13 protein-coding genes are annotated in these 14,141 nt (G+C 47.1%); 6 read left to right on the top strand and 7 right to left on the bottom strand.

Annotated features, from left to right (window positions below; all coding sequences use genetic code 11):
• Positions 1-195 precede the first annotated feature (195 nt).
• From RMO52_RS23935 to RMO52_RS23925, 3 genes are all read right to left on the bottom strand, one after another.
• Positions 196-627, bottom strand: a complete 432-nt coding sequence (locus RMO52_RS23935) for a DUF1823 family protein (protein ID WP_310419375.1) — start codon at positions 625-627, stop codon at positions 196-198.
• Positions 620-1,585, bottom strand: a complete 966-nt coding sequence (locus RMO52_RS23930; protein ID WP_310419372.1) for a CHAD domain-containing protein — start codon at positions 1,583-1,585, stop codon at positions 620-622. The genes RMO52_RS23935 and RMO52_RS23930 overlap by 8 nt, the downstream gene beginning before the upstream one ends.
• A gap of 366 nt (positions 1,586-1,951) precedes the next feature.
• Positions 1,952-2,110 carry a hypothetical protein gene (locus tag RMO52_RS23925; RefSeq protein WP_310419369.1) on the bottom strand — a complete coding sequence of 53 codons (159 nt, stop codon included), beginning with the start codon at positions 2,108-2,110 and terminating at the stop codon, positions 1,952-1,954.
• A gap of 191 nt (positions 2,111-2,301) precedes the next feature.
• Here RMO52_RS23925 and RMO52_RS23920 point away from each other — a divergent pair, with 191 nt between their 5' ends.
• Positions 2,302-2,835, top strand: coding sequence for an HNH endonuclease (locus RMO52_RS23920; RefSeq protein ID WP_396135096.1), 534 nt, complete (start codon positions 2,302-2,304; stop codon positions 2,833-2,835).
• A gap of 539 nt (positions 2,836-3,374) precedes the next feature.
• Positions 3,375-6,404 carry a plasmid replication protein, CyRepA1 family gene (locus tag RMO52_RS23915; protein WP_310419363.1) on the top strand — a complete coding sequence of 1,010 codons (3,030 nt, stop codon included), beginning with the start codon at positions 3,375-3,377 and terminating at the stop codon, positions 6,402-6,404.
• A 438-nt stretch (positions 6,405-6,842) separates the two neighbouring features.
• Here RMO52_RS23915 and ctpB read toward each other — a convergent pair whose 3' ends face one another.
• From ctpB to RMO52_RS23895, 4 genes are all read right to left on the bottom strand, one after another.
• Positions 6,843-8,159, bottom strand: a complete 1,317-nt coding sequence (gene ctpB / locus RMO52_RS23910) for a carboxyl-terminal processing protease CtpB (RefSeq protein WP_310419360.1) — start codon at positions 8,157-8,159, stop codon at positions 6,843-6,845.
• Positions 8,160-8,330: 171 nt separating this feature from the next.
• Positions 8,331-9,119: a PD-(D/E)XK nuclease family protein gene (locus tag RMO52_RS23905; RefSeq protein ID WP_310419357.1), complete on the bottom strand. Its 789-nt coding sequence runs from the start codon at positions 9,117-9,119 to the stop codon at positions 8,331-8,333.
• Between the two features lie 6 nt (positions 9,120-9,125).
• Positions 9,126-9,449, bottom strand: coding sequence for a hypothetical protein (locus RMO52_RS23900; RefSeq protein WP_310419354.1), 324 nt, complete (start codon positions 9,447-9,449; stop codon positions 9,126-9,128).
• A 115-nt stretch (positions 9,450-9,564) separates the two neighbouring features.
• The gene (locus tag RMO52_RS23895; RefSeq protein WP_309740793.1) at positions 9,565-10,158 is read right to left on the bottom strand and encodes a PAP/fibrillin family protein; all 594 of its coding nucleotides are present in this window, start codon (positions 10,156-10,158) and stop codon (positions 9,565-9,567) included.
• 134 nt (positions 10,159-10,292) lie between these two features.
• On the opposite strand from RMO52_RS23895, the gene RMO52_RS23890 reads away from it, so the two are divergent.
• The 4 genes from RMO52_RS23890 to RMO52_RS23875 form a co-directional block, all read left to right on the top strand.
• On the top strand, positions 10,293-10,571 hold the full coding sequence (locus RMO52_RS23890; protein WP_309740795.1) for a DUF3134 family protein: 279 nt from the start codon (positions 10,293-10,295) through the stop codon (positions 10,569-10,571).
• 76 nt (positions 10,572-10,647) lie between these two features.
• Entirely contained in the window at positions 10,648-11,736 is a 1,089-nt protein-coding gene (gene mraY / locus RMO52_RS23885; protein ID WP_310419350.1) for a phospho-N-acetylmuramoyl-pentapeptide-transferase, read from the top strand.
• 199 nt (positions 11,737-11,935) lie between these two features.
• Entirely contained in the window at positions 11,936-13,174 is a 1,239-nt protein-coding gene (locus RMO52_RS23880; protein WP_309740799.1) for a HEAT repeat domain-containing protein, read from the top strand.
• Positions 13,175-13,553: 379 nt separating this feature from the next.
• The coding region (locus tag RMO52_RS23875; protein WP_310419345.1) for a L,D-transpeptidase at positions 13,554-14,141 on the top strand (588 nt) is incomplete at its 3' end.

Here is a 14,141-nt window from a genome sequence, read left to right as displayed (position 1 = left end):
CCATATTGTCTCCCTGATATAAAGTGATTTGAAATCGATCGAAACTCTGGATCGTGAAGGGCAGCGAAGATATTCACAGGAGGAGGAAGGATCGCCCTAGAACGCCTGTAAAGCATTTACCTCTTACCTCTTACCTCTTACCCATTACCTCTTACCCCACCCTCACAAACAAACCAAAAATAACGACCTAAATTACTATACCCCGCTAGCTAGATAGGCTAACAACCAACTCACGGCTGTAGCTCTACGTGTCTGACGCGGGCCGAATTCGCCGAGTTTATAGCCCTTAAAGCCGAGTTGTTCCTTGAGCAGTTGTTTGTGTTCTGTAGGAATCGATCGAGTGAGTTGGACTGTTGCTGGACGACTAGCGATAAAATCTGGTGGTGTCGGGTAGCTATCTTGCCATGCTGGTGCGACTAGACTCACATCCCAAGTCTGTTCTACTGGCTGATAGCGATAGCCTAAATAATACCAAAGAAGCTGATTGACCTGAAGATCGGAGATCGATTCGTGAATGATTGCCCACATTGTCTCAGTGTCGAGTGGGGGCAATTCCAACCATTCCAAACTTGAGTAATCGTTGGCGCACAGCCTACCGGAGGTAATCGGGACATCGGCATTATCCATGTAAATTATGAATTATATCTCGAATTAGCAAAGATTGAAGTTCCTGCTTGGTATTCGAGCCGCGATATTTCTGTTGAATTGGTTGCCAATTATCCCAGTTGAGCTGATTGCTGCGAGCGATCCGATCGTAGAGAGTTGGTAATTTCATCGGCGCGCGTTTGCCCACATTTTTCCGAATAAATTTATCCAAGACGACATTATCTTGAATATTCCCAAATATTTGATGTACCTGTTTGAAATCATTCAGGGAGTCAGTATATTGAGGTGGGTAGCGATCGGGAAAAAGTTCCATCAAGTAACGTACTCCTTTGATCTGCTTGCGGAGATCGTGAAAGGTGTCTCCATGAATGAGTAATAAGTGCGCAACCGCTGTTTCTGGATCGTTACCCGTCTCTAGATCCAGATCGAGCCACCATCCGGGCTGGATCAGTAATTTGGCGATCGATGACAATAATAACTCTGGTAATATTGACGCAATATCGACGATGGCCGTAGGTAAATATTGAGGATTGTTTAGCCAATTATTAATGCCCAATTTAAAATATTGATAATCGCAATCATTCAACATCAACTTGACTTTAAGCATGTCCTTACGGCGGCGTTTAGTAATTGTCGCCGTAACTTTTTCGAGCTGAATTCGCTCGGACTCCGGCAGACTTGACAAGTGATTTTTACAAGTCTGTTGGAGGACATCTAAGTCTCGAACTTTACCTAGTACTCTGGCGATTTTGCCGATCTGTTTTTCGCCCATGACTTTGGGAATATCCAAAATTGGCGCAAATCCCTGCACCTGCGATCGCAATCGGCGCAGACTTACCCGCATCTGATGGATAGCTTCGAGATTGTCATCGGCGAGGACATCGGCTTCGAGGGTGAGGATGCGAACGTATTGTTTTTGGATTGCTGGATAAATATAGTCAGCAATGGTAGTCGGCACGGTGGCGCGGTCTTGGGACATCAAATCTCGATCCACGATCGTCGTTCCTATAAGTGTGTGCAGATGAGCTACTCTATCTTCGATCCTAACCGAATCATTATCTCATCGCCATTGCACTACAATACGTGACATTATTTACGCTCGCGGGCATACAAAGTTCTCAGACTCGGACTACACCCACCTGAAAACAAAATGAGAGTTGTGGCGAGCTGGACATCTCGATAAAATTTATTGTATTATTAGATTAGGATCGGAGCGGTATTCTTAGCTAAGCAAGCTAGTAAATTTTACCGCTATAGTAAAATAATTATTGGTAGTGCTGATGCGATTCGATCGCCGTAGCTATACCAACGATACTTTTCAACACCTCCATCAGCCCCACATCTCTTAACTTTCGTGTTCGATTTGTTGTCTCAGTCCATCTTCACAAGTTACTCGATCGCCCAACGGCGCTACGAGCAGAATTTGTGGCAGATAGCGAATGACAATCGCCGTAATTGTGACAGACGAATCGCGATCGAGATGGCGGGAAAACTCCCACAGCATCTATTACCATTCAAACATAGCGGGAATATAACTGGCGTAACACCATCCCAAATGTTACTCAGTTGAAATAATCACAAGAATACAATATACATCTCTTGTAACCCCCGCTTGTCTACCGTAGACAACGGGGGTTGTTTGCTAGGAGGCTCAATATTATGAAACCTGCCACAAGTGGGATCGCCGACACTAAAATGTTCGATCTCCGATCTACGACTATGCCATCGGTACTCAACCATTCTGTAGTAGTGTTTTCCACTAACTACCTACCAATGGCGAGGATCAATATCCGCCGCGCCATCACTTTACTAATTAGCGGTAGAGCGGAACCATTGGACTTACAGGATAACAAACAAGTATGGATCTTGCGATCGCCGTCAGTCGCGATCGAAGTTCCCCATCACATTCGCCTCAAAACTACTACCGCAGAAAGGTTGTGGAAGCTCCCAAGCGTCAGTCGGCGCGAGCTACTTAGGCGAGACGGACATCGGTGTCAGTATTGTGGCTCGGCTAAGCAACTAACGATCGATCACGTTATTCCCCGCTCCAAAGGCGGTACCCATACCTGGGATAACGTCGCAATTGCCTGTGAAACCTGCAATCACAAGAAGGGGGACAAATACCTCAATGAGACAGCGATGGTGCTCAAAACCAAGCCCAAAGCACCGATGCACCCTACTGTCGCTTTTGCAGAGCAATTTTGGCAAAGTCAAGAAAATCGCGGCTAGGATCTAAATAGATTGACGCAAATAACCGCCTGCTCGCGAGTAGGCGGTTATTTGCTGTGAGAGGGTGTTTAAAAAGATCTGTAGGTTGGGTAGCTTGCGTAGGGTGTGTTTCTGCGCCAGCAAAACGCACCGCTCAGAGGAGCGGTGCGTTACCCTGACGGGATAACACACCCTACTTTGACTCTAATACCAGATTTGTAGATCTGTAGACCTAAAAACCCAATTATCAATTATCAATTAATTTAACGATCGCACACTACATATAGCGTCTAAAAATAGTCAATATCCCTACGTCAATTGTCTGAAATCGCGTTAAATGGTTGCAGATTAACGCGATCGTGCATTACCAAGTTGTGTATTTTGTCATTAATTCATCACAGAATAGATGAACTATTAGTTTAAAGATATTACGCTATCTATAGTGGTTAAAAATAGTCAATATCCCTAGATGCGATCGATAATATTCATTTCTATATATTTGGGTTTTTTACAGAAATTTCGATTAGAATATGAATCCCTCCTCGCGCTGGCATATCACTATGGTACAAACCAATTTAGATCGTGCCCACAACACAGAACTAGTTATAGATAGCAATATCGATCGAGCATTAGTAGCACTGAATTTTAGATCTTTGCAAGGAAATTCGGCTTACGATCGGTTGTTTATTTCGCCACAAATTCCGCGTAATAATAGCGGACAAGTCACGCCAAGCTGGATGAAACGATACAATCATTGTGCCAAAGGTGGTTGGTGGTGTAATGGTTTAGATCCTTTGCAAAATTGGCAACCGATGGAATGGGGTACTTTTAAACCTAATGCTCCTACCAAAAATCAAGATGGTAAAATTATCAAATATGAGCATCCGCCGAGTGTCTCGACGAGGTTATTTTGTTTGCGCGTGACTGAAAAAATCTGGACGCAAACAGCAACTTTATTTAAGGCTAAATTACCTGCGAATATAGAGGTAAATTATCAAGGTGAAGCGATCGGCTATTGGCAGTGGATTATCGATCGACAGGTGCCGATTGTTATCTGTGAAGGAGTGAAAAAAGCCGCTACCCTACTGACTTATGGCTATCCGGCGATCGCCTTGCCGGGGATTAATAGTGGCTATCGAGTAATTCGAGATTTGCAAGGAAATACAGTCGATCGGAACTTAATTGCTGAGTTAGTTGTGTTTGCAAATAAACAGCAAGAATTAGCAATCTGTTTTGATTATGAAGCTGTGCCGCGCAAAGCTAAATTATTGGATACGGCGATCGTGCATTTAGGTGAATTACTTCAGCGATCGAGCTGTAATGTCAAAGTTATTCGCTTACCAGGAATTGAAAAAGGGATCGACGATTTTATTGTTGCTCGCGGTATCGATGCTTTTACATCAATTCATCAAGCAGCATTAGATCTAGAATTAGATATCGCGATCTCCAAAAGACATAGTGAATTAAATTACCCAGCAAATCTCACCTTGGCGAGTAAATATCTCCCAAAAATTAATTTCCCCAGTAGTGGTATTATTGGGATTAAATCGCCTAAAGGAACGGGTAAAACTACGGCTTTAATTCCCATCGTTGCTGCGGCACAAGCAAGCAATCGTCCGGTATTATTACTCACACACCGCATTCAACTAGGTAGATTTTTGTGCCAACGAATTGGTGTTAATTGGATTAACGAACAGCTTCCCAAACAACAGTCAGATAGCCTCGGTTTATGTCTAGACTCCATCTGGAAGCTCAATCCAGCAGATTGGGAAGGTGGGGTAATTATCTTAGATGAAGTCGAGCAATCGCTGTGGCATCTCCTCCATAGTTCTACTTGTAAAAAGAAACGGTTAGTAATTCTCAAAACCTTTCAACAAACGATCGCCAGAGTAATTGAAACTAATGGACTCGTCATCGCTCAAGATGCCGATTTGTCGGATATTTCGATCGATTATCTCAAAAAGCTCGCCAATAAGGAGATCGAACCGTGGATTGTCATCAATCAATGGCAAGCCGAGCGGGGATGGGATGTGCATTTTTACGATCGTCCCAATCCTACCGCACTGATTCACCAGCTAGAACTCGATCTCCGCGCTGGTCGTAAATGTTATGTTACCACTGATAGTCGATCGGGTCGTTATGGTTCCGACACGATCGATCGTTATATCCAGCAAAATCTCAAGCAGCTTGAAGATAGCTTCACCAAAACTCTCGTAGTTTGCAGCCATACTACCAACACTACCGGACATCCGGCGGTCGATTTTGTCTCGTCGATTAATACTCAGGCTCCAGAATATGATGCTGTCTTTGTAACGCCTACTTTAGGCACCGGAGTCAGTATCGATGTCAAGCATTTCGATCGCGTTTATGGAATTTTTCAAGGTGTCATTCCCGATACCGAAGTCCGCCAAGCATTAGCGCGAGTAAGAGCTAATGTCCCACGCTATATCTGGTGTGCGAAACGCGGCATGGGCACGATCGGTAGTGGAAGTAATAATTATCGATCGCTGGCTTATTGGTATCAAGAAAACTACAAAGAAAACTATGCGCTGATGTGCCCATTGATGCGGATCGATGTCGATTTGCCCTTTGTTTTCGATCCGATTCACCTCCGAACTTGGTCGAAATTTGCCGCGCGAGTAAATGCTTCGATTACCCTCTATCGAGATGCTGTCAGAGCTGGCTTAATTGATGAAGGACATCAAATTCATCCGATTAGCGAAGATGTCGATCGCGATAGCTTACAAGAACTGCGAATGGCACTAATCCAAGCAACTAAAACAGATCCCAAAAAATCGCTTGAAATTATGCGGCAAATCGCCGACGTTCACAAAGGTAAATCTCAACGCGATCGCGAGTACAATTTGATTGGCACCCAAACTAAAAAAATCCAGCAGCAAGTCAAATACCAAGCTGCACAAGCAGTTGCCAACGCAAGCGATCTGAGTCATCGCGATTTTCAATACCTATCTAACAAAAGATTCGTCACGGATCTAGAGCGTGCCCAAGTTGAAAAATACACATTGCAACAGCGTTATGGTGTGACGATTACCCCCGAACTCAAACTCAAGGATGATAAAGGTTATTATGGGCAGCTATTAACTCATTTTTATCTTCTCAATCATCAACAATATCTACCCCAATCTATTTATCTGGTCTGGGATCGCGATCGAGAAACTAACCCGGAAAAAGTGTTCTTGCCCGATGCCAATCATCATATTCTCAAGATTCAAGGATTACTCGCATTAGGGATTATTAATTTTTTAGATCCCGAGCGACTATTACAAATTAACGATGCCGATCTGATTTCCCTCAAACGAATCGGTTATTTGTGCAGTCAACATATCAAACGGGCGATCGGCATCGATATGCCACCTTATAATAATGGTGAAGTCAATCCGATCTCGGTACTCAATCGCTTTCTGCAACTGTTAGGTTTGAAGGTACAACCGATGCAGTCGGGCACAAAAAAATCAGATAAAGTAATTATTGGCTATCGACTCGATCGAGCTTTATTAAATGATGGACGCGATGAAATCTTCGCCGTCTGGCAACATCAGCAAAGCCGAGAACTCGTCCGTCGCGCTTAAAGTATGAGGTAGCACTCGCAAACCCTAGAAAATCCCCCCTAGCCCCCCTTAAAAAGGGGGGAACCGGACTCTTAGTCCCCCTTTTTAAGGGGGATTTAGCGGCTCGCTATGGGCGGGGTTCGCCCGCACATAAAAGCGGCGTTTTTATTTGGGGGTTCCCCCCGAATAAAAAAACGACAAGACAGCGAGACAAGACAGGGGGATTTACCCACCGTAAACGAAGCAATAAGACTTTTCAGGCACCCTTTTAATACCAATTTAAAGAATTAAAGCGATAGATCTTTACCCCACCCAACCTCCCCTTCATAAGGGGAGGAGTTAATCTGTCGTCATACCAATTTAAATTGGTATAACTAGCACAATTAATTATTTACGGTCATAACAAAAAACCCGACTTCTTGGAGAAGTCGGGTTTTTTGCATTCATAATGTTTTAATCCTAGCGATTGCTACTAACTGCTGGCACCTTGCCAGAATTAGGGGTAGTCGCATTTTTGCCCTGGAGGACAGAGATAGCCCGCTGGTACTGAGGATCTTGAGTGCTACCTAATAGCGATGGCGACTCAGCCAGATTTTTTTGCTCGATCGAGTTGAGATCTACCTTCACATCTGGAGTGATGCCTTTATGACCGATATCGGTGCCATTGGGAGTATAGTAGTGAGCGACAGTTACCGCCATTCCCGAACCGTCAGATAAAGAGTGGACGGATTGAACTAGGGCTTTGCCAAAAGTCTGTGCGCCGACAATTTGGGCGCGACGGTTGTCCTTGAGGGCACCAGCGAGGATTTCGCTCGCACTGGCTGAGTTACCATCAACCAAGACAGCCATTGGGAGCTGGGTGAGCGCACCCTGTACGGCGCGAAAATTCTCATTACCGCCTTTACGATCGACTGTTTTGACGATCGTGCCATTATCTAACCACATCCGGGCGATCTCGACGCTGGCTTGGAGTAAGCCGCCGGGATTGCCTCGCATATCGAGGACGTAGGCGTTAACTTGTTGGCGATTGAGATCTTTGATTGCCTTTTGCATCTGCTCGGAAGAGTGCGAGCTAAATTCGGCGAGGCGGATGTAACCGACTTTGAGGGCACCTTCTTTCTTAACTTCGGAGAATACCGATGACACTTCAATTTGGGCGCGGATTAGCGGTACGTCAAAGGGACTCTTGGCACCTCGGGCAATTTTGAGTGTGATAGATTTACCGACCTCACCTCGAATTAGGCTAATTGCGCCTTCTAAGGTCATATTTTTGGTAGACTTACCATCGATCGCGACGATCGCATCGCCAGCTTTGATGCCAGCTCTGGAAGCGGGGGAATTGTCGATCGCTTCGGCGACTACAAGCTGCTGCGTGCGGGGGTTAGCTTCCAGTTTGATGCCCACACCAGACATTTCCCCACTGGTTTGATTGTTCAGGGATTGAAACTGTTGGGGATCCAGAAATCGGGTGTAAGGATCGCCCAATTTCTTGAGCGTCGAGCGGATTGCTACATACGCTTCTTGACGATTTTTGTAATTACGCTTGAGTAGCTCCATTCTGGTTTTCTGCCAGTCCAAGCGATTAAAAGTCCCGTCTACATATTCGCGATTGACAATTTGCCATGCTTCGTCCACGATCGCTTTGGGGCTATCTTTCGATGCGGCAATCGAGCTAGCAGCAAGCGGTAATAATGTTGCAAAGATGGCTCCAGTAAACATTGCTCCGCGCAAAACTTGATGTTGCCAAACAGATCGGAATGTGGATAGTCGATTCATAAGGACGATAATGGCATTCTTGGGAGGTGATTACTCAGGCAATCGCTCGATCTGAGCGATGGATCGATCGCTAAATACAAGTATCAGCTAATCTAACTTAATCTTGAGAGCTTTGTTACACAATTGGTGCTTTTGACTTCGATCGTGTAAGCAAACTTAATAAACCTTAACTTAACGCGGCGAAATAAGGGGAATCGCGGGGAGATGGGACAGATCGCTACTGACAAATATCGGGGCTGGTAAATCTGGGTATTGACGATTGCAACGGATCGCAAAGTTACAGCGTTCGCATGAGCCTATAGACGCGGCGACTTGTGGAAAAGTTTCCTGTTTAGTGCGGCTGAGATCGAGCCAAGTTGTGAGTTTCTCTAATATCGCTAGTAAATCTAGCTGGGTTTGGCGGTGTTGTTTGAGGGTGTAATCGATCTTAACGGATTTGGGCTGGGGCGTCGATTGAATAAACCAATAGCTAAAGCTCATTTGTTTGGGAACATAATCGCTAGTTTCCGCTAGTAAATACAAGTAAAGCCTGGTTTGCCATTCAAGATCTAGATCTTTTTTATAACGCGGAAGTGGGTATGTTTTCCAGTCGATAATCTGTGCTTTATCTGCACTTAAAATTAGCAGGTCGTAAATAGCCGTAAATAGATAATTCCCGATTTCCAGCGTCCGCACATGTTCGCTCTGTCGCCACGTCTGCGAGTCGCTAGTAAATAGTTCTGGTGCTGTCTGGAGCATCGCCTGCATCCAGGTATTGAGTTGGGGCGATCGTGCTAAAATCGGCTCGATCGGGAGTCCCAGTTCGCGCTGGTGCATTAGCAAGTGAAAATCGCTCCCTAACTGAGTTTTGGACTGACGATCGGGAGGGGCTGGCAAAGTCAAGCGATCGCAAAATGTGTACTCAAATTGGCGCGGACAAGTTTCGAGAACTTTGAGATGTCGTTGGGAAATTCGCAGCACAGGGAATTAATTGATAATTGATAATTGATAATTGGGCGTTGCTGAATCCAAGTATGATTTGCTCTTCAGTCCCGCCAGATCCTTCGGCTCTGGCTCCCCTCTGTCTTGTCGTTGTCTTGTCTTGACGCGCTCGACCTGGAGGGAACCTCCAGAACGCGCGTCGCTGACGCACACAAACGGGAGGTTCCCTCCCGTTCGTTGGCGAAGCCTACCCGAAGGGAGCTGCGTCGCTTTTTTATTCGGGGGGAACCCTAGACATAAAAACGCCGCTCCCAAGCTTGGGAGCGACCCAAATCGCGCTGAGGGAACCTCAGCGTGCGTTTGGGTCAAGACAGAGGGGTTGGGGGTGAGCGGATGAAATCGCGCTGAGGCTTCCTCAGCGTGCGTTTCACCAAGCAGGGCAAGATCTATGCTTCATACCATTCACTATCCACTATTCACGATCCTAAGATCGTGCCAAAACAAAAACACTACCTTCATTACCGCGACTGATGCGCAGCGTGTCATCCAGATAGGTAACTTCCAGCCAAGCGGGGGAGCGATCTTCGCGCCGCGAGATCGGCAAATCGATCGCGGTAAATTTACGACCATTTTCGAGATCCGCAATAAAGCGATCGGGATCGGCATAATTCACCAACCGTTGTAAGCTAATCACCGAACGATTGAATTCCACATTGACACGAGCTTCACTCACGGGCGTAAATTTAGCGGCGATCGCGACTAGGCCATTCAATCCGGGTACGATACTACTTACTTCCGCAATATTATAAACCGCGCTAGTTATCGGTCGAATACACTGATAAATCGTGCCGAGATTAACGAGGGGAAACTTATCGATGCCCAGAAGACTCTGGCTGCTAGTATATAGCAGTCGCCAATTTCCAGCTAATAAGTCGAGCGCCGTTGTCAAGGGGCGAGGATGGGGATTATGAAATTCTAGCTCCGTAATTGTTGCCAGAATTGCCTGTCGATCCACTGGGGTGGCGAGGATACCGCGATTTTTATCTGCAAGCGCGGCAAGTAGTTGGGCTTTTGGCATAGAAATTTGCTAATGAATCGTGATGTCTAATCGCACTCAAAAAGTCGCTCGAACTTGTGACGATCGCCTCCATGCGACTGGATCCTCTCCCCTAAAATGATAGACTATGAGAACTTAAAGCTAATCAACTTACCATGCCCGATTCCCTCGACCTGGATGTGCTAGATTCATTTATCAATCCAGCATTAAAACAACAACCTCGTTACGAACCTGCTCCCGTAATTGCCGAACAAAGAAATACTTCAATTCTAGAGTGGCTCGAAGCTCAAGGTCGGCTGATCGATCGAGACGAACGAGATCCCGCCATCTCCGCCTTAGATCAACCCAATCTAGACGAAGAATTATTTGAAGACGATCGCGGCTATCAAGAAGAAGAAGAAAGCGATGATGCTGACGATACCGACGATATCTAAGGATCCGGTGCAGCTAAAATCTTCAAGATTGACTCGATTAACAAACGTAGTGATGAAATTACCTCGGAGGAAATAGATGGAGGGTAAATCAGCATCTGTCAGGGGTCTCAATCCTACGGGCACTGTGTTACTAATTTTACTAGGCATCGGACTGGTAGGAGCGTTGCTGTGGTTGGACTGGCAAAATGGTAGGAGTCTGACCGAATCGTTACTCTTACCATTTTTGGTGTCTACCGGACTCGTCGCCGCGATCGGTTATCGCGCGATTCCCCAACTCAAGCAGTTGAAGATGGGTCAATTCATCCGCGAAGATGGCCCGCAAGCACACCTCAAAAAGGCGGGAACGCCTACGATGGGGGGGATCTTTGTCGTGCCAGTCGGGGTGATTTTAGGCGTGTTGTGGTCGCAGTTCGATCCGGATGCGATCGCCGTGGCGGTGACTAGTTTGGGCTATCTGGCGATCGGTGGTGTCGATGACTGGAAAAGTTTGAGCAACCGCAAAAATGAAGGTCTGACTGCCAAAGGTAAATTATTACTCCAAGCGGCGATCGCGATCGCTTTTTGCGGTTGGGCTTTCTACAGTAGGGGTAACGCGATTACCAATGTCCATCTGCCGTTTAACGTCTTCCTACCGCTGGGCTTTCTCTTCTGGGGACTAGCAGTATTTGCCCTGCTTGCCGAAAGTAATGCCACCAATCTCACCGATGGTGTCGATGGCTTGGCTGGCGGAACGGGGGCGATCGCCCTGGCTGGTTTAGCCGCAATTATCTATCCCAGAGAACCCAGTCTGGCGATCTTCTGTATTTGCCTGAGCGGTAGCTATCTCGGCTTTGTCGTCCACAATCGCAATAAAGCCAAAGTCTTTATGGGCGATACTGGCTCCCTCGCTCTAGGTGGTGCCTTAGCTGCGGTCGGGATTTTGACCGAAAATCTCTGGGTGCTGTTTATCCTCAGTGGTATCTTTGCGATCGAGGCGCTCTCAGTCACAGCGCAGGTCGGTTACTATAAAGCCACCAAAGATGCTGAGGGCAAAGGTAAACGGCTGTTTAAGATGGCTCCAATTCACCATCACCTGGAGTTGAGCGGTTGGACGGAAACTCAAGTCGTTGGCGTCTTTTACGCGATCGAAGCAGTACTAGTTTTAGTTGGTTTAGCAAGTAGATAAGAGTTGGGAGATGGGAGATGGGAGATGGGAGATGGGAGATGGGAGTTGGGAGTAGTAGAGTAGTAGGGTGGGCACAGTTCGGCTATCGCTCACTGACCACTGCCCACCACAAGGGTTATGGGTGATTTCTGTGGGTTATAGATGATTTCCGATCGTTAAAATCACGATGTCAACTCGGCTCCCTTTGCGCTTCCTTCTCTTGAATACAACGCTTAGAGCAGCCTTCACGATATTACACATCATGCACGATCTCGATCGAGCGATCGCCGCAGCCAGTGAGAGACAATGGTCGATCGCGATCGCCGCCCTGCAAAACTTGTCCCTCACACAGATTCAAGGCGATCGGCAAGTTTTAAACCTCACCTTGCAAATATTGACCGAGGGTGATTTCGAGCAGCAGTGGGAGACTGGTAAAATTGTCCCTAAAGTGGGTGAAATTGCCATCCTACCGCTGCTAAATCTGTTGAATGACCCAGACGTTGATTTAGAGAATCGGTGGTGCTGCGCGCGAATCTTAGGGGAGTTCGATCGACCGCCAGTTATCGCTGCGCTGATCGCCGTAATTCAGACTGACGCAGATGCCGAATTAACCGCGATCGCGATCGGGTCGCTCACCAAAATCGGTGCTCCCGCGATCGCCGCATTGACCGAGATCTTAGCTACTCCCGACCTATCGACAACCCAGCGGGGGATGGCAGTAACTATTCTGACGCGTATTCGGCACTCACAAACGATCGTGCCACTAATCCAGGCGCTTGAAGACCCCGATCCCCAGCTTCGCACCGTTATCGTCGAAGCATTAGGTAGCTTTCACGATCCGCGCATACCGCCACTCCTACTTGCCAAACTTACCGATGTCGCGGCTAGCGTCCGCAAGGCGGCGGCGATATCGCTTAGTTTGCGAGGGGATTTGGCAGTGGAACTAAACCTGAGTCAACACCTCCGACCGTTATTATTCGACCTCGATTTTGGCGTGTGTGAAGCCACCGCTCTCGGCTTAGCCAGATTGCCCGATCCCAGTGTTGTAGACATCTTGACCGAAGTATTAATCTCACCCCTGACGCCCGATCGCTTAAAATCGCCAGTGATTCTCGCCCTCGGCTGGATCGGCAGTAGGGCGGCGATCGATAGCGCGATCGCCGCTCTAGCAGAGATTTCCAACGATCTGGCTCCAGAAATTATTATTGCTATTAGTAAAACCGAGCAAGAGCGGGTTTATGCTAGTCAACAGCTCGTCAATTACCTCTACTGCCACGAATCGGCACATCTGCCGATCGTCAAACAGGAAATAGCCGCAGCACTAGGGAACCTGGGTAATAAAGCGACCGTCCCAGCTCTAGGAATGCTTCTAGACGACGCAGACGATCGAGTCCGATTATACGCTCTGACCGCGATGTCTAAATTAACTTCAATCCCCACTTCGTACTCAGCTCAATAACGAATTTCAGGCGTTGCTAATTTAAGGTATGATTTGCCCTCACCCCGCCATCGCCTCCGGCTCCGGCTCCCCTCTCCCAAGCTTGGGAGAGGGGTTGGGGGTGAGGGCAAGATCTATGCTTCATACCCCAATTTAGCAACGCCTAAATCCGCACTTCGGCTGTCGCTCAGTGCAAGCTATTCACTATCCACCCACCATAAGCACAGACAGCCAAAACGGCGATCGCCAACGATAAACTAGTGAGTGAACGAACTAATCTTAAATTGGGTAAGCTAACTTTAGCTTTCACTGCATTACAACTTAAAACTAAAGTCAACATTTAATAATGTCTCGATTCGTCATTTCTTTAAGATTCAGTACGGGATTATTGCTAACAACCATGTTAACAATTATCCCCACGCGGCTGTTTGCAGAAACTCAAGACCATCGCCGCAACAGCCCACCGCCAGCATTAATAGCACAAATACCCACCAAGCCCACACCCGCACCAACAACCAAAGCACCGCAGAAATTAGAGCCGCTCTCGTCGCCAGCTAATAGTAACAATCCGGCTACTCCCAACAAATCAACTGGGACTAGCCCTACCTCTACCACCAAGCCTGCTGTCGCTGCAACTGGTAAACCTACCGAAGAAGTAGTCAGTCTCGTCCTCAAACTCAGAGAAAAGCGGGTGTATGTCTATCGGGGAGATAAGCTGCTCAAACGTTATCCCGTCGCCATTGGGAAGAAAGGCTGGGAGACACCAACTGGCGAATGGCAAGTCATGGAAAAAATCAAAAATCCCGCTTGGACGAGTTTTAAAACTGGCGAAGTATTTCCCCCTGGGGTAGAAAATCCGCTCGGCTCTCGCTGGATTGGCTTTTGGACGGATGGGGCTAACTTTATTGGATTCCACGGTACGCCGAACCCGGAGAGTGTGGGGACTCCGGCATCTCATGGGTGCATTCGGATGTTTGACAAGGACGTG

The sequence above is a fragment of the Chamaesiphon sp. OTE_8_metabat_110 genome (genome assembly GCF_031382685.1).
Taxonomy (GTDB): domain Bacteria; phylum Cyanobacteriota; class Cyanobacteriia; order Cyanobacteriales; family Chamaesiphonaceae; genus Chamaesiphon.
The sequence above is the reverse complement of the archived record's forward strand: the minus strand, read 5'-3'. Positions and strand labels throughout refer to the sequence as shown.